The sequence below is a fragment of the Chryseobacterium sp. SSA4.19 genome, assembly GCF_022601875.1.
Classification (GTDB): Bacteria; Bacteroidota; Bacteroidia; order Flavobacteriales; family Weeksellaceae; genus Chryseobacterium.
This window is the reverse complement of the sequence record NZ_JAKVIP010000011.1, coordinates 109,213-130,943: the sequence shown is the minus strand read 5'-3', so window position 1 is coordinate 130,943 and position 21,731 is coordinate 109,213. Positions and strand designations below refer to the sequence as shown.

Annotated in this window: 21 protein-coding genes; 2 read left to right on the top strand and 19 right to left on the bottom strand. The window is 36.3% G+C overall.

What is annotated here, in order from left to right; translation table 11 throughout:
• Positions 1–8: 8 nt before the first annotated feature.
• The 13 genes from MKJ01_RS09835 to MKJ01_RS09775 form a co-directional block, all read right to left on the bottom strand.
• Entirely contained in the window at positions 9–1,052 is a 1,044-nt protein-coding gene (locus tag MKJ01_RS09835) for a hypothetical protein (protein WP_241613426.1), read from the bottom strand.
• A 40-nt stretch (positions 1,053–1,092) separates the two neighbouring features.
• A complete protein-coding gene (locus MKJ01_RS09830; protein WP_241613427.1) occupies positions 1,093–1,398 on the bottom strand; it encodes a hypothetical protein in 306 nt (101 codons plus the stop codon).
• A gap of 9 nt (positions 1,399–1,407) precedes the next feature.
• On the bottom strand, positions 1,408–2,820 hold the full coding sequence (locus MKJ01_RS09825) for a DUF2235 domain-containing protein (RefSeq protein WP_241613429.1): 1,413 nt from the start codon (positions 2,818–2,820) through the stop codon (positions 1,408–1,410).
• A 34-nt stretch (positions 2,821–2,854) separates the two neighbouring features.
• On the bottom strand, positions 2,855–3,829 hold the full coding sequence (locus tag MKJ01_RS09820; protein WP_241613431.1) for a DUF2931 family protein: 975 nt from the start codon (positions 3,827–3,829) through the stop codon (positions 2,855–2,857).
• Between the two features lie 64 nt (positions 3,830–3,893).
• Positions 3,894–4,064 (bottom strand): hypothetical protein, encoded by a 171-nt coding sequence (locus tag MKJ01_RS09815; RefSeq protein ID WP_241613432.1) that lies wholly within the window; start codon positions 4,062–4,064, stop codon positions 3,894–3,896.
• Positions 4,065–4,066: 2 nt separating this feature from the next.
• A complete protein-coding gene (locus MKJ01_RS09810; protein WP_241613433.1) occupies positions 4,067–5,998 on the bottom strand; it encodes a type VI secretion system Vgr family protein in 1,932 nt (643 codons plus the stop codon).
• 203 nt (positions 5,999–6,201) lie between these two features.
• A complete protein-coding gene (tssD, locus tag MKJ01_RS09805; RefSeq protein WP_241613434.1) occupies positions 6,202–6,606 on the bottom strand; it encodes a type VI secretion system tube protein TssD in 405 nt (134 codons plus the stop codon).
• Between the two features lie 380 nt (positions 6,607–6,986).
• Entirely contained in the window at positions 6,987–8,486 is a 1,500-nt protein-coding gene (purF, locus tag MKJ01_RS09800) for an amidophosphoribosyltransferase (RefSeq protein WP_241613435.1), read from the bottom strand.
• Between the two features lie 73 nt (positions 8,487–8,559).
• The gene (locus tag MKJ01_RS09795; protein WP_241632588.1) at positions 8,560–8,919 is read right to left on the bottom strand and encodes a four helix bundle protein; all 360 of its coding nucleotides are present in this window, start codon (positions 8,917–8,919) and stop codon (positions 8,560–8,562) included.
• A gap of 29 nt (positions 8,920–8,948) precedes the next feature.
• Entirely contained in the window at positions 8,949–9,671 is a 723-nt protein-coding gene (gene purC / locus MKJ01_RS09790) for a phosphoribosylaminoimidazolesuccinocarboxamide synthase (protein ID WP_241613439.1), read from the bottom strand.
• 59 nt (positions 9,672–9,730) lie between these two features.
• A complete protein-coding gene (locus tag MKJ01_RS09785; RefSeq protein ID WP_241613441.1) occupies positions 9,731–10,429 on the bottom strand; it encodes a DUF3307 domain-containing protein in 699 nt (232 codons plus the stop codon).
• Positions 10,430–10,431: 2 nt separating this feature from the next.
• Positions 10,432–11,037, bottom strand: coding sequence for a SatD family protein (locus MKJ01_RS09780; RefSeq protein WP_241613443.1), 606 nt, complete (start codon positions 11,035–11,037; stop codon positions 10,432–10,434).
• A 306-nt stretch (positions 11,038–11,343) separates the two neighbouring features.
• The gene (locus tag MKJ01_RS09775; RefSeq protein WP_241613445.1) at positions 11,344–12,765 is read right to left on the bottom strand and encodes an APC family permease; all 1,422 of its coding nucleotides are present in this window, start codon (positions 12,763–12,765) and stop codon (positions 11,344–11,346) included.
• A 139-nt stretch (positions 12,766–12,904) separates the two neighbouring features.
• Here MKJ01_RS09775 and MKJ01_RS09770 point away from each other — a divergent pair, with 139 nt between their 5' ends.
• Positions 12,905–13,414, top strand: a complete 510-nt coding sequence (locus MKJ01_RS09770; RefSeq protein WP_241613447.1) for a DUF4920 domain-containing protein — start codon at positions 12,905–12,907, stop codon at positions 13,412–13,414.
• Positions 13,415–13,459: 45 nt separating this feature from the next.
• Here the strand turns inward: MKJ01_RS09770 and MKJ01_RS09765 are convergent, their stop codons facing one another.
• The gene (locus MKJ01_RS09765; RefSeq protein ID WP_241613449.1) at positions 13,460–14,569 is read right to left on the bottom strand and encodes a M14 family zinc carboxypeptidase; all 1,110 of its coding nucleotides are present in this window, start codon (positions 14,567–14,569) and stop codon (positions 13,460–13,462) included.
• 808 nt (positions 14,570–15,377) lie between these two features.
• Here MKJ01_RS09765 and MKJ01_RS09760 point away from each other — a divergent pair.
• The gene (locus tag MKJ01_RS09760) at positions 15,378–15,923 is read left to right on the top strand and encodes a helix-turn-helix domain-containing protein (RefSeq protein ID WP_241613451.1); all 546 of its coding nucleotides are present in this window, start codon (positions 15,378–15,380) and stop codon (positions 15,921–15,923) included.
• Between the two features lie 49 nt (positions 15,924–15,972).
• Here the strand turns inward: MKJ01_RS09760 and MKJ01_RS18950 are convergent, their stop codons facing one another.
• The 5 genes from MKJ01_RS18950 to MKJ01_RS09740 all read right to left on the bottom strand — a co-directional run bounded on the left by MKJ01_RS18950 (position 15,973) and on the right by MKJ01_RS09740 (position 21,696).
• Positions 15,973–16,092, bottom strand: coding sequence for a T9SS type A sorting domain-containing protein (locus MKJ01_RS18950; RefSeq protein ID WP_368366348.1), 120 nt, complete (start codon positions 16,090–16,092; stop codon positions 15,973–15,975).
• 139 nt (positions 16,093–16,231) lie between these two features.
• Complete coding sequence (locus MKJ01_RS09755) at positions 16,232–17,404, bottom strand: proline dehydrogenase family protein (protein WP_241613453.1); 1,173 nt, start codon at positions 17,402–17,404, stop codon at positions 16,232–16,234.
• 64 nt (positions 17,405–17,468) lie between these two features.
• Positions 17,469–18,398, bottom strand: coding sequence for a UbiA family prenyltransferase (locus MKJ01_RS09750; RefSeq protein WP_241613455.1), 930 nt, complete (start codon positions 18,396–18,398; stop codon positions 17,469–17,471).
• A 12-nt stretch (positions 18,399–18,410) separates the two neighbouring features.
• Positions 18,411–19,337 carry a mevalonate kinase gene (locus MKJ01_RS09745; RefSeq protein ID WP_241613457.1) on the bottom strand — a complete coding sequence of 309 codons (927 nt, stop codon included), beginning with the start codon at positions 19,335–19,337 and terminating at the stop codon, positions 18,411–18,413.
• A gap of 193 nt (positions 19,338–19,530) precedes the next feature.
• Positions 19,531–21,696 carry a T9SS type A sorting domain-containing protein gene (locus MKJ01_RS09740; protein WP_241613459.1) on the bottom strand — a complete coding sequence of 722 codons (2,166 nt, stop codon included), beginning with the start codon at positions 21,694–21,696 and terminating at the stop codon, positions 19,531–19,533.
• Positions 21,697–21,731 lie beyond the last annotated feature (35 nt).

Here is a 21,731-nt window from a genome sequence, read left to right as displayed (position 1 = left end):
TACAAATTTTAATTTTCTTTCAGTAATGAGATGGCTGCCGTTATTTTTTTATGTTGCTCAAGTTGTATATCACATTCCAGATACAGTGATTCTGCAAGGGCCGTTTCTCCGTTTAAATAATACATCAATCTAAAATCACCTTGCTGATTCATCACAGGATGATCTTCAACGGTCGTTGGAAATGGCGCTTCATTGATAAAATCATACCTGTTTCTTTCATCATTCAATTTTCCTTCTCCCTTTATATTGATCAGGTCGTAATCATCTTTCAGCGGATCTGCTTCAAGGCTGATTTTATATTGCGGTTCAACTCCATTATCAACAACGGGAAAGGTTTCTGTAATTTCCAGCTGATAATTCGGATTGAACGTTTTATAAATGCCAAAAAACAAGGTGCGTATGAAATAATCATTTTTTAAGTAAAGATTAATAATATGGGGCTCATTTATTATTTCTTCTATTTTTTGACAGTATTGGTCTACTGTTTCTCCTTCAAATTCCTGATATATTTCCTCCCTTACATTTGTCCATCTTTCTTTAAAAACTGAAAGATTCCCAACATCATAAAACCTGCCGTTTTCATCTACACTTATCTGTAAAGGATACAGGACTTTTGATGTTTTGTAGGCAAGCAGATCGGCAATTTCATTCACTTCTTCTTCATTCAAATATAAATTTGAGATTCTGTCAATCTCAAAAAAATGCAGTTTATTTTCTTTTTTCAGCCACCGTACCGAGCTGTTATATTTTAATTCATTTTTATTGCTTCCATTTTCGATCGTTATAACTACACCGTAACTACAGAACGAATTCTCAGGTTGAAAAACAAGCCTGTTGCCATGTCCGAATTTCACCATTCTGCTTTTATCTGTTACCGCTGTTCTAGGAATAAAAACCTCGGTTTGTCTCGTGATATCAATCAGAATCATATCTTTTACAGGACAATTGTTATTATGAAATAACTTTACCGTATCCTCGGACAGGTTGTACAGAGCAGCAATACTTTTTAGAGTTTCGTTTTTCCGGACGATATGTTTGTTAAATTTCTGCATAAAAGATCTGCGACATAAACAGGTTTCGGTCTATAAATTTTTATTTGATACTTAAAATATATGCAGCAAGTAATATGATTCCCACTGCGATCAGTATTATATTTGTAATTCTATTCTCTTTATTTCCGGACAAAAAAAGGTTTATAATCACTTCTATAAAAAGTAAAAGGCACCATATTGCCATCCAAGAGACATTCAAAACAAGATCCATAGGAATCGACATTCCACTGTTCCCTCCTATATTAATCTGCTGGGGATTAAACCAGGAATCCCAATGGACATAAATGTATATCAATAGAAAACCTATTAATAATAAAGCAACTCTTATGATCAGGTGTTTTTTCATCCGATAAAATTAATGCAATACCCTCACTCTGTCTGGTGTAGGATCCATACCGATGCCTTCTCTTCTTGCCGACCAGTGCAAATATTTATTTCTGAGAATCCTTAAATCATCCTGTTCCTTCATTTCTCTTTGGTAATCTGCATATTTCTGCTGCGGTATAGATGCTCCGCCATAAGCGGTTTCAATGTCTTTATATCTCTTAAATACATATTGTTTTCCATCCCCCATGGCATAAGGTCTCAGGCGGTCTTTTACTCTCACCAGCAAAGGATCTGACAAAATAGGATATTTAACATCGGTCATTTTTTTCAGGGTGATAGGAACGGCTTTATCATCAGCATATTCTGCCATAAAATGCAAAGGGATATAACTGTATGTTTTTACAAGATATCGTGTTCCGGACAATGTCAGATAAAAGCCCGGGTTAATTTTAAGCTGATCTTCCTTGTACCAGGCATCTGCTATAAGCTGATTTCTTAATACCTCTAATTTGGTTCTGGTCGTCCAGGATGTCTCAATTTCTTCCCAAGTCTCGTTGCCGTCTTCATAAGCTCCTCCAACATCACAGTGTACTCCGGGAAATATTCTTTCCGTACCTACATGCACCCGGGTAAGGTCAAAATTTTCTCTATGCTCATTTTCCGCCACAAAATGAATGACAGTCTGGGCTCTTCCAATATCATTCAAGCTTAATTCTTCCACATCATTATGAAAATTAGGTGTGGCAGAAAATCTTTTTGAATAAGAAGAAACGGTATCATAAATACCTAAAAATCTGATCTTAAGCACATCAACAACAATTCCGGCTTCCTGAAGTTTAAGTCCTAAATGTCCCCATTTAGGAAGTTCCTCGCTTGCTACTCCGTCACCATCGCTGTCAGAAAGAACTGTAACGCTCATTCCTTCACTTGAGTATGTTCTTGAAGTCGCTTTATATTTGGGTTTTCCTATTTCATGCACAAAATTACGTGCGGCAGCAGCACCGCGGCTGAAACCAAAAACATCAAAAGTAAGGACTGCTATTTTATCTGCTTTTTTCGCGCTTTTGATATTCTTAACTTTTTTTACGATCTCTTCACAGCCTTTTTTTACTTTCCCGCGAATTCCGGTAGGTCCTGTTCCGAAAGCATATCCTAACATAGAATCTTCTTTTTTATCCTCCGTCCCGATCCCTTCTATGTAAATACCAAAATTTTTATCATAATTATCCCATAAACGGGCTACATTGCTCCAGTCATTATTATAACTGTTATTATCTGTAGGAGATCCTCCGTTTTTCTTATAATCTGCCGTCTGTTTTCTTCTCTCAATAGTATTGGTCTTATTATTTAAAGTTCCGTCAAAAAACATCCCGAGGGTAATGTCTAAGACTTCCTCTCTGGTAACTTCCGGCGTATAATCTCCAAATTTATTATTGTGCATATTTCTTATTTTAAATTATTGAATAAGAATAAATTTATTCTATTTTCCTGGATAATCTAATGTTGGCTTTCGTTACAGATAAGTCCTCATTTCCACTTCTTAATGATACGGCTGCGGCAGAATTATCACTGTTAATTTTAATCGTAAGATCTATATTTTTTTCTTTTCCTAATTTTTTAAAAAGATCAAAAATTTGCTTTTCGTCAAAAGAGTCGATCCACATAGCATATCTGTTTTTGTCTTTGTCTTGCCAGTAAAAACCACAGAATTTCGGAACCGCCCTTTTCTTATAGGTATCCTTTTCAAGGCTCTCACCGAAAAGATTTTCCTGTTCCCCATTATAATTAGTAAATCCGAAATCAATCCATTTTCCGCCTTCAGGAAGTAAAACAACAGGTTTCCAATTGTATTTTTCCCTGAAAGCGTCATAAACTTCAGGAGAAGGATAGCCTTCCTTTTCTATTCTCGCTTTTACTTCAGGTTTGAATGTTTTATAAGACGGATCATTCAACATACGGTCTGCAAAACCTTCTCTCAGCATATACTTTGCATTTTCATATGCTTTTTCCTGTGTTATAATGGTATCATGAGCCTGAAAAACACCTACTTCCTTCTGGTTTCCCGGTCCGTTGATCCATAATACGACTCTTCCTTCAGGAGCTAACCCTACAATAAAATTACTGTACGTGGCTTTTTTATTGGTGTCCTGGTCAATGAACCCTTCTTTGAAAAGTCTGCTTATATTTTCCTTATCCAAGTCCCATTTCCCGGTAAAAAATTTTCTTTCCACCAAAGAATACCACGTAAATTCTAACCTGTAAGGAATTTCCATCTGCTGTGTCTCGACACTCATCGTGCCACCTTCATTTCCCCAGCCTGTATTCTGTGTTCCCCAGATGGCATCAAATCCATACGTGAAATCGTTAGCGATAATACCTCCGCTATACACTTCCATAGGATACTCTTCCGGTGCAGAAACAGTTCCCAACCAACTGTATTTTTCTTCCATTTTCTTATTTTGACAACTTACTAGTGAAAAACCATATAAAACAAAGAGAATGATAGTCTGCAGCCTATTTATTCCCATGAGACATTATTTTTTTATTGCTTGCTATTACCAGATTTCCTTTAGTAGCTTCCGTATTAATTTTCTTCGCAATTTTTTCAGCCTTTTTCCCAACACTTAAATCATAAGTATCCTTCACTTTTACAATAATGTTTTTTGCTGTTTTCCTGATTGCCATACCTAAAACAATTTCGATTTTTCTGCACTGTTGAATTCAACAATTTTTCCGCTCTGCATCGTCATATTTTCAAGTTCGCTAAACATTGATATTTCTCCCGCTATTTCATTTGACGTTTCAGACTGGCGGAAAAAATCTTTTTCCACCATTTCAGATCTCGTATCAGAAGTTTCTCTGATGTCTCCGGATGCGGTTTGTACAATATCGGTTCCCGCAGTAGAAATAATATTATCGTTTGCAGTGCTTGTGATACTCGCTCCTGCATCGACGGATACTTCCTTTCCTGCAGTAATATTAATATTCTCACCGGCATTAAGAGTGAAATTTTTAGGAGCATTCATTGAGATATTACCTTTTCCGTCCATGAAAATACTGTTCCCGCTCGGATCCAAAATTTTAACACTCCCTTCTTCGTCATTCATCAAAATCCTGATCCCGCTTCTTGTCTGAATCGATTTTAAACGGTTGTCTATTCCACCGCCCAGACCGATGCCTCCATGGAACATTCCACCCATGACGAAAGGCCGGTCAGGATGATTGTGCACAAAATTCACCATTACCTGATCACCTACCTCGGGAATGGCAACATAACCGCGGTTTTGTGTAATCTGATCGGTGCCTCCTGCGTCGGGACTCATTACTCTTATAAAATGAGTGGTGTCATTCGTCTGCCAGTCAAATCTAACCTGTACCCTGCCCTGTCCTTCAGGATCAGTATTTGAAATTACTGTGGCAACCTGTGGTTCTGCTTTGGGAATGGCAAATTCAGGCTTCGGAAGAAATCCTGTGTCTGAGGCTATTCCGTGAAAACTTCCGCTGTAATGTCCTATCGTGTCGATATCGTGAATCGTTTCCGTCACCATGATCTTTGTAAAATAAGAAGTTTCATTCGTATCGGGTTTTCTCATATCAATATTCACAGCGCAGCCCGGATGTAAAAAGGGAACCGTTGTAGAACCTGAAACGGTAAATACATTTACCGCTTCACTTCCCGATGTACTTCTCTGTGAGTATTCCACATCCAAATGGGTCGTTGCTTTAATAGGAGCCACCCGTAAAGAAGGTGTTCTGTAAATTGTTTCGTTATGCTGATAAGCTGTTTTGGCTAAATCTCCGACATGTTGAATCGGAGTTGCTCCGGAAGTCAGCTTCTCATGTTTGCTGCTGTTGTAACCGTAGAATTGCGGCTTTGTGTGAACTGCCTTTAATTCCACTTTAATATCATTGGCACTGCTTCCGTACGTCAGTTTAATCGGTTGGTTTTGTGGTGGAAGCTTTCCGAAGTGAAGAACTTCACCGTCGTAATAAAACTGTTCGCCATAGGCTTCTGCCATTCTTGCCAGGTAATTGTAATGCGTCTCATCGTACTGGCTGCTGTAGATAATTTGAGAATAATCGTTGGTATCAATCCTTACATCAAAACGACTTTTATCTAAACCCTGTCTGATCACTTCTTCAGCGATAATGCCCATATTGACAGGCTGGCTGCCCCCAAAACTCTGAATATGGGGAGCCCCATCTAATAAAATAGTAGGACTGTATCCCGAAAGGATAATATTCCCGAGACTCATTTTTTCCTGGCTGAAACCTACTCCTGTTATGACACCGACAAATGTCCGTTCAGGGCTTTTGTCTATATCTTTGTAGGAAATGACTGCCGTTAAGCGTTTTCCTAAAAACTTATTAGCTTCTTCTAAGGTATGGGTTTGGCGATCGCCTAAAGTATCATGAGCTAAAGTGAGTGTAAATTCATGATGACTCTGTGCGCTTTGCTTCAGTCTGAAATGCTTGTAATATTTGATAACTTTACCTTCAATAATCAAAGATAATTTTACCAGGCGGTTGATCCCGCTCTGATGGTTCGCTGATACTCCTGAAGCATTCTGCGACGGACGAAACACAGAGCCTCCCGATGTTGATGATATATTCGACATAATTTCGTGTTTGTGTGGTATGTTAAAAATACAAAATTTATTCAGATCTTATAAAATATAAATCCTTAATATTATGTTAAAGCTAATGCCAGACCTATTTTCTGTAAATTTCAATTGGTTAATCTCAACAATTCTGTGAAAAAGACTGTCTGTAAAGACAGCCTTATTTTTGTATTCATTAATGCTGAAAGATAAGACCTTGTTTAGCTTGACGGCCAAAGACCTTTGTACGCTGAATTTCCGTAGTTGATTGTTTCTGCGCTTACGACAAAGCTGATCAACATTGAGTTTTCATCTACGGCATCGAAGTTTACTTCATGTTGAATCACATAACCGTTTTCCCAGTTCAATGTGATTAATGTACCTTCTTCATGAGATTTATTAAATGTAATTTCTCCGCTTGTAGGCTTGTATTTTCCATTCAGTAAAGATTCAAGGATATCTGATTTTTCTGTTGCTTCTATTGTCAGTTTGATAAGCGCATTTGAAGGGTCTGAAGATACACGTCCGGAAACGTCTGTAGACCTTGATACACTGTAATTCAGCTTTAATAATTTCTGACCTTCACTACCATTGAATTTTAATATTCCTCTTGAATTTGCTGCCATAATATGTAAATTTTAATCTGTTATTATTTTGTAATTTGGTGGTACTCTTATAGCGAATATAGAGCTAAACATCCATTAATAAAAGTTTTAACAGCATTAATTCACATTTTGTAGTAGAACTACGATCTGAAATAATACGCATTAACGGTAAGCTTAATATCGAAAAATGCAAACAAAACAATTTATTTATATTGGTATTATATAAAAAAATCTTAAATTAAAATGAATATCTGAAATGATTGAAAGTTCTATATTTATAAATAAAATACTCCGGGACATGTCCCGGAGTATTATAAGTCACAAAGCTACACTTTATGATATTTTTTCTGATTTTTACTTTTGACCAAGGCACGGCCTCAAGAAGTTTTTATGTAGACAAATTAATTGAACAGTTCTACTTCCTCTCCTTTAGCTACAGGATATTCTTCTGTAAAACATCCGAAGCAATGGTTGGCAGAACCTAAAATTTCTTTTAAATTATCTACACTTAAAAACTCCAGAGAATCTACTCCCAGGTAATCTTTAAGCTGTTCCGTAGTCATATTGGCAGAAATCAGGTCATCTTTTGAAGGCGTATCGATTCCCAGATAACAGGGTGCGATAATCGGCGGAGATACACTTCTGAAATGAATTTCCTTTACACCTGCATCTTTTAAGATTTTAACCAGCCTTTTGGAAGTTGTTCCCCTTACGATGGAGTCGTCAATAATGACTACTCTTTTATCCTTGATTTCAGAAATAATGGGATTCAGTTTCAGGTTGACTATCCTTTCCCTCATTTCCTGGGTCGGGACAATGAAACTTCTTCCGATGTAGCGGTTTTTAATAAGAACCGGACGAAAAGGAATTCCTGAAGCCTTAGAGAAACCGATGGCAGCGGGAACACCGGAATCCGGAACGCCAATGACCACATCAGCATCTACAGGAGCCTGGTGCCAGATTTTCTCTCCCGATTTTTCCCTGATTTCATATACATTGATATTTTCCAGAGAAGAATCGGGTCTTGCAAAGTAAATGTATTCAAATGAACAGATTCTCTGTTTTCCTTTTTCTTCATCTGCCATGTACGAGTGGAGTTTCCCGGGCTCGTTTTCATTGGTATATACAATTTCTCCCGGTAAAATATCACGAACATACTGCGCACCTACTGCATCTAATGCCACAGACTCAGAAGCCACAACGTATGATTTTTCATCAATAGCTCCTAAAACAAGCGGTCTGATTCCGTTAAAGTCCCTGAAAGCGAAGAATTTATTTCTGGTCATTCCTACAACGGAATAAGCACCTTCGATTTTTTCCATTGTTACCTTAATCGCTGCCCGAAGTCCAAGGTCAAGATTTTTCTGGATTAGTCTAAGGATCACTTCAGAATCTGAAGTCGCTCTGAATACAACTCCTTCAGCTTCAAGTTCAGCTTTCAGCTCTTTTGCATTCGTAAGGTTACCGTTATGGGCAATGGACAGAATAATCTGATCATATTCGTTTTTTGCAAAGAACGGCTGAAAATTGTATTTCTTTTTATCTCCTGCTGTGGTATACCGGGTATGCCCGATGGCAGAATTTCCCATAAAAGTTTCAGGGTCACTGATCTCCTTATACACATCCAAAACCAATCCTTCATCTTTCATATTGGTGATCCTTCCGTCTTTTAAAACAGAAATACCACATGCTTCCTGGCCTCTGTGCTGAAGTGCAAAAAGCCCAAACTGTGAAAGAGAAAACGTATCGAGATCATTATCCGAATACATTCCGAAGATACCGCACTCCTCATTCGGAGCATCCAGTCTTTCTTCTTCCTGTGTTCTGAAAAGATTCCTTCCGTAGGTTTCGGTTTCAAATTGTTTTAAATATTCACTTTTATGAATGTCTAAACTTTTCATTTTTCTATTTTTTCTAAGTTAGATGTTAGATGTTAGATGTTAGATGTTAGAAATTAGTCTAAGTTAACTTCAATTATAATTTTAAACTTGTCTTTAATGAATAAATCATTTTCTGTATCTCAGCTAAAAGTTCTTTTAAAGGAACAATCTTAGTTTCGGAAATAAAATTTAAATCTATTAATAATTGTAACTGGGTCTGTAATTCATATGTTGAACCAAACGCAATTCCAAGAAATTGATAGAATTCATTTTTATTATTCCTTCCTGCTCCTTCTGCGATATTAGACGGAATAGAAACTGCACATCTTCTGATTTGGGACCGTAAGCCAAACTTTTCTTCATTGGGTAATTCGGCAGAAACTAAATAAACCTCTTTTACTAAACCCATCGATTTAGTCCAGACTTTAAGATCTTCTATCCTGTACGATTTCATTCTAACCTCTAATATCTAACCTCTAAAATTTACTTACCAAGCAAGTTTTTAAGACGGTTGTAGATTTCTACATACGCTTCGGTAACTTCTCCAAGATCTCTTCTGAACCTGTCCTTATCCAGTTTCTTCATGGTATCTTTATCCCAAAGCCTGCAGGTATCCGGAGAAATTTCGTCAGCTAAGATGATCTCGCCGTCTGAAGTTTTGCCCAGTTCAATTTTGAAATCAACCAAAATGATATTCATCCTGTCAAAAAGATCAATCAGAATTTTATTGATATCATTGGTTAACGCATACATTTCATTAAGCTCTTCATAAGTGGCAGCCCCTAAGAATACAGCATGATGATCATTAATCAGCGGATCTCCCAATTCGTCTTTCTTATAGCAGATGTCAAAAATCGTAACAGGAGATTTAATTCCTTCTTCCACTCCCAGTCTTTGGGCCATACTTCCGGCAGAATAGTTTCTTACCACCATTTCCAAAGGAATAATGGATACTTTTTTTACCAGCTGCTCTCTTTCGTCCAATTGTTTGATGAAATGCGTTTTAATCCCTTTTTCATTTAAATATTCAAAAATCAAAGTGGTAATGGCATTGTTCATTTCTCCTTTAAGATCTACGGATCCTCTTTTCTGAGCATTAAATGCGGTAGCGTCGTCTTTGAAACGCACCACTACCTCATCGGGATTATCGGTGGCAAATACCTGTTTTGCTTTACCCTCGTACAACATTTCTTTCTTTTGACTCATAATTTTTACTTTTTTAAAGATTCCGCCAAGCCGCGGTTTCCGTTTTATTAGATTTATTTTTATTGCTTAATTAAAATTCCTGTCAACACTGCCATTCCGAAGCTTAACAGCGTACCGATCAGTACGTATTCCGTTAGCTTTCTCTGTTTGGCCTGTGCCAGATCACTGAACCTGAATACAGATTTTGCTGCCACCATGAACCCTACGCCTTCCCAATGATCTACCATAATAAAGGTGAAAACCAGCAGACGTTCCAACATCCCGATGTATTTTCCGGCACTTGATAAAGATTCGGTCTGGATATTTCCCTGCGTCTCGGGGACAGGTGTCCAGGAAGACAAAAGTATTTTGATAAAAACAGAAGCCGGCATTGTCAGAAACAAAGCAGCCATCAGTATTTTCAGAAAATACTGGCTTTCTAAAAACTCAAATCCGAATTCATGGGAATACAATGAAGCTCCTCCGATTACGATAAGATGCAGAACCTGGTCAATAAAAAACCAGCTTTTTTTATTTTTAACAGTCTGAAAGCTCAGCTTTGCCGCATCAATGATTCCGTGTGAAATCCCTATTAAAACAGCCAGCCACCACAATGTAAGATCCCAGAGGAAAATAAAGCTTAAAACCGTAATGATCAAAACATGAATATACAGATACCTGCTTTTTAGCTTACGATTTTCCTTATCTGCAACCCAAGAATCTGGCTGAAGAATAAAATCTCCGAATAGGTGAGCCAATATGAGTTTAACAAAAATCATTCTTACAGTTCGGAAATTTTCTTTTTAAAATATTGATTGGTTTCTACGATCAACTCATAGTTGGCGCGTTTCAGCCGCTGGCTTACCGATGATTGTGAAATAGCAAACTTTTTTGCCAGGCTTTCCTGCGTATTTTCACTGTTCATAATCATTTCGTGAATAATCTCTGCGGTAGCCATCGTCCAGTTATCAAAATCCTTTGATGACCATTTTAGCAGAATATTCAAGTCCCTGTTAACAGAGTCATTTGCAGTTTTGATCGCTACTGTATGGCCGTTGCTTTTCAGATCATCCAGCAATCTGCCGGAATGTACATAAGCTGTGCCGTTGGATTCTGTAATTTTTTCGGATGAAAAATTTTCCTCACCGATACCGATCGCTATTCGGACGTCCAGATTTTCCTGACTTTTAATTAAAGATTTAATGGCTAAGAAATGCCAGAACGCATCATTGATATTACATCTGAACTGAAATTCGTCTCCTCTGTAGATCTCCCATGCCCTGGGAGCACTTCCCCAGTTTGCGAGAAGATGTTTAAGTCTGGTAATCCAAACCTCTGTGTCAGCCTGCTGTGAATGTATAATATCTCCGGTAAGGACCGCTATCATTTTGCAAATATAAGCATAATAACTTATAAATAAAAGATAGAAATAAAAGGACTTATAAATATTGATTATTGACCAATCTGCTTATATCAGTGATGATATAATCTACGATCAACTGGTAAATATGCATTTCACATTTTAGACGCCTATTCAAAATAATGGAACGTTTTATTATATGTTATATGATGAATTATTGTAGCCCCGATTGCAGCGACATCCTTTTTGCAGAGGTTAAGCTCTGCAAAAAGATACAGCGGAAAGCGGGATGAAGCTCCTTACCATTTCAGATCAATGCTATACCTTAATATTCTAATCTTTTATTTCTTTATTGTGGCTGCGGTTAATAAAATAATATACCGGAAGACCAAGAAGAACCATGACGAAGCCCGGCCAGGTATACTGCTGCTTATAAATCAGCAATAAAATACAGAAACCGGTTCCTATTAATAGGTAAACAATCGGTGTTAGCGGATACAGCCAGGTTTTATAAGGCCTTTCGAGGTTCGGCTGTTTTATTCTTAAATAAATAACACCGAATACGGTAATCATATAGAATAATACAATCACAAATGAAATCATATCCAGAAGGTTTCCGTATTGACCGCTCAGACATAGCAGAGAAGCCCAGATCCCCTGCATCCATAGTGCATTAGCCGGTACATTATTTTTATTGTTGTGTTCAGCCTGCTTAAAGAACATGCCGTCTTTCGCCATTGTCTGGAACACTCTTGCTCCTGCCAAGATCAGCCCGTTATTACATCCGAAGGTAGAAACCATCACTAAAACAGCAATGATTGCCGTTCCTGCAGACCCGAATATAAAATGAGAAGCGGCAACGGCTACCCTGTCATTTTCAGCAAAGGCAATTGAATCCCTGTCGAGAGCATTTAAATAAACATAATTAACTGCGATATATAAAATCATTACAGCAGTAGTACCGTAGATCATGGATTTCACTACATTTTTCTTTGGGTTTTCAATTTCTCCGGAAACAAAAGTCACACTTTCCCAAGCTACGGAGCTAAACACCGAACCCACCATTGCCGCGGCAATACCACCGAGCAAGGTCATTCCTCCAATAGGTTCCCAACCTTCATGAAGAAAATTACCGAGAATGTCCTTTTTAAGATTGTTGAATGCATCAGTCCCAAGGCTGAAATTTCCTGCCAGATGGGAGATATCAACCAAGATAAATCCGGCAGCGATTAATCCTAACAGCGCAATAATTTTTGAGCCTGTAAAAATATTCTGCAGTAATTTTCCGCTTTCCACTCCTCTTGTATTGATATAGGTAAGCAGCAGGATAATTCCGATTGCGAGCATCTGGATCCAAGTGATTTTAAACTCTCCGCTCTGAAAAATAGGAGCAGCGTCATTTAAAGCCGGGATAAGATAGGCTGTAAATTTTCCGAAAGCTACAGCAACAGCTGCAATGGTACCCGTCTGGATAACCGTGAACAATCCCCAACCATACAGGAATCCCATTCTTTTCCCAAAAATTTCTTTAAGATAGGTATACTGGCCGCCCGCCTTTGGAAACAATGCAGAAAGTTCACCATAACTTATTGCTGCTGCCACTGTCATAATTCCTGTAATTACCCAAACCACTACAAGCCAGAACCCTGAGCCCAGGTTCCGCATCATATCGGCACTTACAATAAAAATTCCGCTTCCGATCATAGATCCCATGACCAGCATAATGGCGTCCCAAAGTTTTAGTTTTTTCTGCATAATAAGTATAATCACCAAATATAAATAAATATGCAATTGGTTACTGTCTTTATTTATACTTTAAGTTCATGATGCTTTTATTGATTATTTACCAATTTACGATTCAGATTTTATTAGTACTTTTGAAAAAAATATTAAAATGAAAATAAAGGTTTTATTATTAGCCGTTGCTTTAAGCACTTCTGCTTTAGCTTTTGCACAGGAGTCAAAAAAATTCGGTCCTCCTGCCGGAAATGCTGTTATCGGAGATACCTATGGAAACGGTATCGCTTCCAATACAGAATCCAAAGCGGTTTCCGTAGATAAATTGAGTAAAAAACTTAAGAAAGATAATAAAAAAGCAGAAAATGTTGCTGTAAAAGGCAAAGTGGTTGATGTTTGTGATAAAAAAGGATGCTGGTTAACGATCCAGACTGAGGATAATTCTCAGTTTTTTGTTAAGATGAAAGATTATGCATTCTTCGTTCCTACGGCTTTAAAAGGTAAAAATGTAGTGATGGAAGGAACCGCGGAAAGAAAAGTAACTTCTGTTGATGAGCAGAAACATTATGCAGAAGATGCTAAAAAACCTCAGGCTGAAATAGATGCCATTACCACTCCGAAAGAAGAAATCAGATTCGTGGCAAACGGAATTAAAGTTGTAAATTAAATTTAAATACAAATTAAAAAAAGCGGAACAAATTGTTTCGCTTTTTTAGTCTTCTATCGTAAAATTAACTTCTGCATCCAGTTTCGGATAGTTATTTTCACAGACAAATCTTTTGCCGGTACAGTCGATCTCCAGCCATCCTTTCTTCTGCTTTACATCTCCGACTTCTATCACGTACGGGACAAATGATATCTCTTCTTTTCCATCTTCTTTTATCTCCCTGTACTGCGCCGCTACGTCCAAAATACATTCATGCGGGGTATTCAGTTTTACATTACGGTAAATAATATCATAATGCGTTTCTTTATTTTCCGGAATATCAAAATACGTTTTCCAACCTTCGGTCCCTGAGTTTAAATTGCTGATTGCCTTCAAAGCATAATAAAGAGCTATCGTATAATATTTACGGGTTTCTTTTCTCGTATAATCTTCTTTGAAGTGTCCGCCTTCAAACAAAATGGTAGGCAATCCGGCCCTGATAAAATTATCCCCGGTAGAAGCAGGATAAAATTCATCGGAGTATCTTCCTATCTGATCAGGGATCATTTCTTTTAGGTTTTCATACACCTGAGCAATGACAGCCATACATTTCTTTCTGTTATCGGTAACGGTACGTTCAATATTTTCTGAAGGAGCCAGAAACGAAAGCGTAGCCGGGTGAATACCGTCTGTAGTAAAAATAGTTCTCTGCTCATGAAGATTCAGTGCATAATGATATTTGCCGGAAGCTACTGCATTTTTAAGGTATTTAATCTCTTTACTTGATTCGTTATGAAAATCTCTGTTCAGATCGATATCAGCTGCATTTAGTCGGGTCCATCCTTCAGAACCGTCAGGGTTCAACATAAAAATGAAATCAAGAGTGATTCTATTAAATAGATCATCTTTTAATTGCGGAGCATTGTCAAATGTACTCAACAGATCAAGCATTGCATGGGTAGCATTAGATTCGTTACCGTGCATCTGAGACCAAGCGAGTACGTTTATATTCCCGGTCCCTAACGTTAATTGATAAATAGGCTTATCTAAATAAGAAGTTCCGATCTGCTGAATATAAGCGCTGAAATTATGCTGTAGGTAAAAAAATAATTTTTCGGGGGAAATATAGCGATTAGGGAAATTAGTGTTTTCCCTGTAGAGATATTCAAATTTCATTTTACAATAGTTTACAAAGATCAAAATTACCATTTTTAAGGGAAAAAATAAAATTAACATCTGTAACATGATTAAACGTCGTAAAATGACAAAATGTCTGTTGATAAAATTGTGGATTACAATTAATTTATTTATTATATATTAATTTACTTAAAATCAGTATATTAAATATTTTAATTAAACTTATATTTAAATATAGCTTTAAGTAGTAAATTATCCAGTTCTCAACATTTGGGTGTAAATGTGTTAAACGATTTTATATGTGGAAAAAATAGGTCTTTACTTCTGTATACAAATGTAAAATGTTAATAATTTAGAAATGTAATATGAAATTTTTACGGAAATTTCTGAAGAATTTAGGATTGTAACTTAAATTACATTGAAATGAAATTTAGAGATTATTATAATGCCTGAACATGCACAAATAAAGAAAAATTTAGGTTATTGATAAATAATTTATTATAAAATATATAATAAATCAGATAATTAGCTATCCCCTACTCTTTATAAGCCCTAAACAGCCTATTCAACAGACTTAGAGACTTATTATTTCCTTTTTTAATAATAATAAACAATATCTGTCATTACTTCATTAATTACTTTAAGTAAAAATGATAGATTTATCAATTGCGGAAAAATTGTTGAATAAAATAGGTGAGAAAATTTGCAATATATCATAATATATTGTTTATCAGTTATATATCTGTTTACTTTTGTATATTCAAATAGATTACATTTGTATATGGCTGTAATTTGCATTTGTAAATTATTATTTTTACATTTGTAACATTATTAAAAGTTTGTTTTTATGGATTTAAATGAAAGAATAGCAAAGGTTATTGAATATTCACGCCTGACATCCTCTGAATTTGCAGATGAAATTGATGTGCAACGGTCTTCCATATCTCATATTACTTCCGGAAGAAATAAACCGTCACTTGAGTTTATTATCAAAATAAAATCAAGATTCCCTGAAATTTTATGGGACTGGCTAGTAACAGGTCAGGGTGAGATGCTGAAGTCTGAGCTTTCTGAAATTGTTAAGCCGATTAATGAATCTGTAGAAATTCTAGAAGAAAAAACAAAACCTACTTCTCTTCCTGATCTTTTTACAATGATAAATAAAGATGAAGACTTCAGTGCTGAAGAAGACGAAATACAGCCTTCAAAAATAAACCTGCGAGAATCGTCTGTATCCGATATAATACCAACAGAAGAAAAAATAACGGATTCTCAGCGATTAGAAGAAAATATTGATAAAAAATTAATTCAATCTCTTGGAAGTCAGAAAGGTAACGTTAAACGTATTGTTATTTTTTATGACAATGGAAAATTTGAGAGTTTCGAGCCATAAAAACTTGACCGTAGAATTGATCAGGTTAATTTTAAAATGAATAAGGTTATTATTCTTTTACCAGCTTAGTAACTTTAGCCAATTCATCACCTTTTATTTTTAACATATAGTTCCCTTCAGGCAAATCTGAAATATTATATTCTTCACTACCTTTTAAAGTCTTGAGTATTTACCGGACATATCAATAACTTATACTTCTGCAATTTTCATCTTTTCAGAATTGCTTATCTTAAAAACATTTTTATGCGGCAACCATAAAAAAAGCCTCACAAATTTGTAAGGCTTTTATATACTGTTGAAATCTATAATTATCTTTTGCTTGTTCTTCTTTCAAGTTCTTTTTTAATAAGTCCAAGCTCTCTTCCGGTTTGTCCGGCAACGGAGGTATTTTCCTGTGCTCTTCTGGTCAGGTATGGCACTACATCTTTTACAGGACCGTAAGGAAGGTATTTAGCAGCATTATATCCTTTATCAGAAAGGTAAAATGTAATATTATCACTCATCCCGTAAAGCTGTCCGAAATAGACATGAGGATTGTCATTCTCAAGATTTCTGGCTTTCATTTTATCCATAACCAACTCGGAAGAGATCTCATTATGGGTTCCGAAAAAAGCTGAAACTTTATCCAGGTGATTCATGACAAAATCAATCCCTGCATTATAGTTTTTATCGGAAGCTTCTTTATTAGGCTGGATAGGATCAGGATATTTCTTTTCTAAAGCTCTTGCTCTCTCCTTTTCCATATAGGCTCCGCGAACTATTTTATATCCTATAAAATATCCTTTTTGTTTTGCCCGTTGAAGATGGCTTTCCATGTATTCCAATCTTCCGGTTCTGTACATCTGTATGGTATTCCAGACAATAGGTTTTTCCTGATTGTATTTTTCCATCATCTCTTCGCACAGCTGGTCTGCAGCATCCTGCATCCAGGTTTCCTCTGCATCTACCATCACTTTTTTATCATTTTCATGACATAGCTTACATACTTCATCAAACCTTTTTACCACTCTTTCCCATTCTTCTTTCTGGCTGGAAGTAAGTTCCGCATTTTTTCCTACGGCTTCGTATAAATCAATTCTTCCGAAAGCCGTCGGCTTAAAGACAATAAAAGGAATAGCCGGATTTCCTACAGAAAATTTAACGATATCTTTAATTTCTCTGCAAACCGCATCAAAAGTTTCTTCATCTTCCTTACCCTCGATAGAATAATCGAAAATGCTTCCTACACCTCTCCTGAAAAGCTGTTTCACGACTTTCATGCTTTCTTCACGGGTCTCACCTCCGCAAAACTGTTCGAACAATGTATTTTTTACAATTCCACCCACAAAAGGGAAATTATGATGAACTGTGAAATTAAGCACCGATGTCCCGACTTTGGTAAGAGACGGCTGTTCAATCATTTTAAACATCCAGTATGCTTTCTTTAACTGTGAATCAGTCTTGTCTGCAAATGCAACTTTAGTATCGTTGAAAATGGGCATTATTTTATATAATTTAAGATGGTACAAAGGTAATGATAACAGAAGGTTTTTTAAAGAAAATTTTCTATAATTTGCCTTCAATGCCATTAAGAAGCATCGCGATAATTCCTGCGAAAACCCAAAATCTCAGAATATTCAGGGTAAGAGATTTGCTTTTCCGTAAAGGATTCATAATTAAGTAAATGCAAAGGATCATGACAAATAAACCTATTGCAAAATAATAAGCCATGAATCCTGAAATTCCGGTTTTCATTATTATCTTTATAGAAACTGCCATAGTAACAATAATCAATGAAATAATAATTGTTTTTGTTGTCCTTCCTGTAAAATAATTTGGGATGGTAATATAGCCGAATGCTTTATCCACACTTCTGGTGAGGGTATCTTTTACAATGTCAATGGCAAGCAAAATTAAAAACAAGAAAACTGCCATCAGTAAAACTTTTTTTGAAAAAGTCTCATAGTACACCATCATCCCAAAAAACGGATAGAGTGTAAGGCTTACAAAACTCAGATTATTCAGAATCAGTATACGGCTCAGTTTATGACTATACAGCCACATAAAAAACTGATATACTACAAAAAAAATAAAAACCCTATGGGAAATCATCCAGGCAACACCAAGGGAAACCAGACTTAAAAATAAATACGCGTACAGGAAATATTTCTGCTTAATAAAGCTCTGGATTCTTGTTCTGAAAGGTTTTACAACATGATCTTTTTCAAAATCATAGAATTGATTAATCGTTCCTCCCGCAAGAATCGTGAGAACGGTACAAAAAATAATACCATGGACTTTAAAATCAAAAACAAATTTTCTGAATGTTTCATCCTGGTTAAAAAGAAAGAATGTCGATACATACAATGCAAAAGTGAGCAGTATGGCAATAAAAAAGCGGGCTCCCAAAAGAAAGCCCACGAATTGTGAAAATCTGTAAAATAAAGATTTTTGAATATAATTTTTCTGCTGGAAAGTTTCTTTTTCAGAATTCATTCACAACATCTTTTAGAATCTGTAGATCACTTCTTTTTGGAAGCCGTCAAGCATTTTTTCAGCCTTTTCGTAATCTTTGGTAAACCCTAAAATGTAACCGCCGCCGCCGCTTCCGCATAACTTCAGATAATAAGCATTCGAATCCAGACCTTTTTTCCAGATATTAAAAATACTTTCAGGGATCATCGGACGAAAATGTTCGTATGCCCAATAGGAAAGTTTTTTAAGATTCCTGAAGAATGGGTTCATGTCTTTTTTCAGAAAAGAATCGATGCACGCATTATTGTAACGGATAAACTCCTCTTTAAGAGTCTTGCGGAAGCCTTCAGTTTTCATTTTCTCAAAGAAAATCTGAATCATCGGTCCTGTTTCACCTGTTATTCCTGAATCAATCAAAAAGATAGCTCCTTTGCCTTCTTCACCATCCGGAATTGCCACTTTATCAAGGTTTTCTTTATTTTCAATAAGAATCGGCAGATTCATATAACAAATCAAAGGATCCATCCCTGAGCTTTTACCATGAAAATAACTTTCCATATTTCCGAAAACAGCCTTCAATTGCTTCAGGTTTTCTTTGGAAATACTTTCCGGATCCAGTTTGTTAAGTGAATATTTCTCAAAAATTGCTGCAACCAGAGCTCCGGAACTTCCTACTCCATATCCCTGTGGAATATTTGAATCAAAGAAAAGCCCGGTTTCAATATCATTTTTAAATCTTACGATATCCAGTTTAAATTCATCCGATACATCCAGCGCTGAAAGGAAATCTGAATATTTCTGAAGATGCTGGTTTGATTTTTTTTCAAATTCAGATTCAAGATCTGAAAACTTCAGTGTTCCTTTATAAAAACTGTAAGGAACCACAAGCCCCTGAGAATCCTCAATCATGCCGTATTCTCCGAACAAAATGATTTTTGCGTAAAATAAAGGGTTTGTCATTGTGCAGTGGTAAATAAATTTTTTGCAAATTTATGATTAATCTGCTGAATATATACAAAATTCAAGCCTAATTATATCTTTTTTCCAACATCAATGGAAATATTTTTAATATTATTTTAAAATCATTGATCCTCTAGATTAAAGTTCATAAAAAAGCCTGAAAAAATCAGGCTTTTTTATGAATTATTTAAAATTATTGTTTGATTAATTTCTTGGTGACCTTCTGTTTTTGTGTTTCTACGGTTACTACATAATTTCCGGTTTGCATTGCAGAGATATTAACTTCAAACCGAGTTCCTTTTAAAGAAGATTCTGATTTGATCAGCCTTCCTGCTTCGTCATATATTTTAAATGCCTTTAAAGCATCTTTGGAGGAAATGGTAATCATATTCCTTGCAGGATTCGGATAAATATTTACTGAATCATCTTTTGTATTCAGGTCTTCCACCGCCAATACGGCACAAGAGAAATTCGCTTTCCATCCGATTTCGTTTTCTGCAGGATCCGAAACAAATCTTACTGTAATTGCTCCTGAAGGATGTGTGGATGTAAAAGATATGGGTGCAACAGTTCCTGTTAAAGAATTTCCTGTAGCAAACATCGGTGAGCTGGTAGACGGACCGTTATAAACATACATGAAATCATAGCCATCTTCTAAAGAAAATTCAGTAAGATTCATAGTGAGTGATCCCGAACTTGGATAAAATGTTTTTATGATTGTCTGATTATCTCCGTAATTTCCCGCTGTTCCACCTGTATCTGTGAATAAAGCACCACCACACCAATCACCATCTGTTAGAAACATCTGTGTTCTCTGATACCCGGCTGAACAGTCGGTTCCTACTGACAAAAGATAATAGGTTGCAGGCTGAAGATTTGAAAAACTGAATGACTGAGTGGCTGTTGTACCTGTTGAAACGGGAGTTCCGTCAAATTTTGTCAGTTTATACTTCCATGAAGTGGAAGTAGCATCATTAAATGTTGCATTGGCGGAAATCTGTGTAATATTTGAAACAGATAATCCTGTTATGGTGGTAGAACATGCGGTTGTGCAGTTCGTTCCTATACATGGTTTTGAATCTAATGTATTTCTGATTAACGCAGCAGGCTGAGGACCAAAACCATTTGTAAAATTAATTCCGACTCCTGAAATCAGATGACAATAACTCATAATGGTACCTTTCACAGTTGTGGAAGGAATCGGACCGTCACATCCTTCATCAGCACCCGCAGCAGGGCCACATCCGTCAATAGCCGTATTGGTTCCGTTCCAGGCACAGGCATGCGTATGTGGAGATCCTAAGCTATGGCCCATCTCATGAGTCATCGCCATAATCGTCCATGAATAAACAGGAACACTGTTATATGTTTGAGAAGCTCCTGAATATGCATGTCTGGTGGTTGTACACAAAGAATTGATATAAGCAACACTTGTTGTAGAAGGCTGGTTTACCAAATGAGCAAGGTCGCCGTTAAAACTTTGCCGGTTAGCTCTGAAACTTGCCAGGTTGGCATTAGGAGTTCCTGTATAAGGATCCGCGGTAGTCCAGATATAGATTTCATTTAAAGCAATCCTGATATCATCATTGTTATACAGGGTAGAAATATTATTGTGAATCGCGGTAAGCCAATTTGATGTAGTGGTGGTATTGGAACTGTTATTTACATAGGCTGCATTGCAAATTTCGTAATAAATTCTGACACAGTTCTGTGTTAATTGTTTTGATGTATTTTTTTGCGCCTCCGGATTAAAAGAAACTTTTTGCTTCTGATTTTCTGCCAGTTCATCAGCTCCACAGATAAAAGGATTGATTCCCGTTAATTTTGAATCTGAATAGCTGACAAAATCTTCGGAATCTTTCACTTTTCCTACGATGATATTTCCAAGCTCCGGTGTTGATGCTACGCCTACCACATCATTGTCAAAAAAACTGAAGGCTGCAATCGACTGATAATTACCTTTTACAATTCCCCGATAATAAGCACCGGGCGTGTAATTAACCATCTCACCTTTGTTTGTAGTCACTTTAAAATCATTGGTGAAAATCTCTTTTTTATAAAGCTCCATGGTAATCTGTTGCCCATCAAACGGGAAAGAAACCTCTAAATAATCAGGTTTCTCATACACCAGTTTCTTTAGCTGTTTAGAATCTATTTGAATTATTGAGATGTCGGTGGCAGCCCTTTTATATTCGGATAGTTTATCCGAAGAATTATTTATTGTGAAAAGATTATATTTTTCAAAGTTTTTCCTTTGATTGTGGTATTCGGAAACTTGTTGGGCAACAGGTTTCATATTCTGAGAGAAGCCTGATACCAAACATTGCAGAAAACAAAGAAGTAGAATTTTTTTTATCATTATTATTGATTTATTACAATCTGCAAATAAACAAA

Excerpts from the sequence above, each read along its gene's own strand:
- MKJ01_RS09755 (WP_241613453.1), bottom strand. The coding sequence starts at position 17,404 with ATGCCCATTTTCAACGATACTAAAGTTGCATTTGCAGACAAGACTGAT.
- MKJ01_RS09740 (WP_241613459.1), bottom strand. The coding sequence starts at position 21,696 with ATGATAAAAAAAATTCTACTTCTTTGTTTTCTGCAATGTTTGGTATCA.
- MKJ01_RS09815 (WP_241613432.1), bottom strand. The coding sequence starts at position 4,064 with ATGGCAATCAGGAAAACAGCAAAAAACATTATTGTAAAAGTGAAGGAT.
- tssD (WP_241613434.1), bottom strand. The coding sequence starts at position 6,606 with ATGGCAGCAAATTCAAGAGGAATATTAAAATTCAATGGTAGTGAAGGT.
- MKJ01_RS09825 (WP_241613429.1), bottom strand. The coding sequence starts at position 2,820 with ATGCACAATAATAAATTTGGAGATTATACGCCGGAAGTTACCAGAGAG.
- MKJ01_RS09820 (WP_241613431.1), bottom strand. The coding sequence starts at position 3,829 with ATGGAAGAAAAATACAGTTGGTTGGGAACTGTTTCTGCACCGGAAGAG.
- MKJ01_RS09795 (WP_241632588.1), bottom strand. The coding sequence starts at position 8,919 with ATGAAATCGTACAGGATAGAAGATCTTAAAGTCTGGACTAAATCGATG.
- MKJ01_RS09810 (WP_241613433.1), bottom strand. The coding sequence starts at position 5,998 with ATGTCGAATATATCATCAACATCGGGAGGCTCTGTGTTTCGTCCGTCG.
- MKJ01_RS09770 (WP_241613447.1), top strand. The coding sequence starts at position 12,905 with ATGAAAATAAAGGTTTTATTATTAGCCGTTGCTTTAAGCACTTCTGCT.
- MKJ01_RS09760 (WP_241613451.1), top strand. The coding sequence starts at position 15,378 with ATGGATTTAAATGAAAGAATAGCAAAGGTTATTGAATATTCACGCCTG.
- MKJ01_RS09780 (WP_241613443.1), bottom strand. The coding sequence starts at position 11,037 with ATGATAGCGGTCCTTACCGGAGATATTATACATTCACAGCAGGCTGAC.
- MKJ01_RS09785 (WP_241613441.1), bottom strand. The coding sequence starts at position 10,429 with ATGATTTTTGTTAAACTCATATTGGCTCACCTATTCGGAGATTTTATT.
- MKJ01_RS09775 (WP_241613445.1), bottom strand. The coding sequence starts at position 12,765 with ATGCAGAAAAAACTAAAACTTTGGGACGCCATTATGCTGGTCATGGGA.
- purF (WP_241613435.1), bottom strand. The coding sequence starts at position 8,486 with ATGAAAAGTTTAGACATTCATAAAAGTGAATATTTAAAACAATTTGAA.
- MKJ01_RS09750 (WP_241613455.1), bottom strand. The coding sequence starts at position 18,398 with ATGAATTCTGAAAAAGAAACTTTCCAGCAGAAAAATTATATTCAAAAA.
- MKJ01_RS09830 (WP_241613427.1), bottom strand. The coding sequence starts at position 1,398 with ATGAAAAAACACCTGATCATAAGAGTTGCTTTATTATTAATAGGTTTT.
- MKJ01_RS09745 (WP_241613457.1), bottom strand. The coding sequence starts at position 19,337 with ATGACAAACCCTTTATTTTACGCAAAAATCATTTTGTTCGGAGAATAC.
- purC (WP_241613439.1), bottom strand. The coding sequence starts at position 9,671 with ATGAGTCAAAAGAAAGAAATGTTGTACGAGGGTAAAGCAAAACAGGTA.
- MKJ01_RS09765 (WP_241613449.1), bottom strand. The coding sequence starts at position 14,569 with ATGAAATTTGAATATCTCTACAGGGAAAACACTAATTTCCCTAATCGC.
- MKJ01_RS09835 (WP_241613426.1), bottom strand. The coding sequence starts at position 1,052 with ATGCAGAAATTTAACAAACATATCGTCCGGAAAAACGAAACTCTAAAA.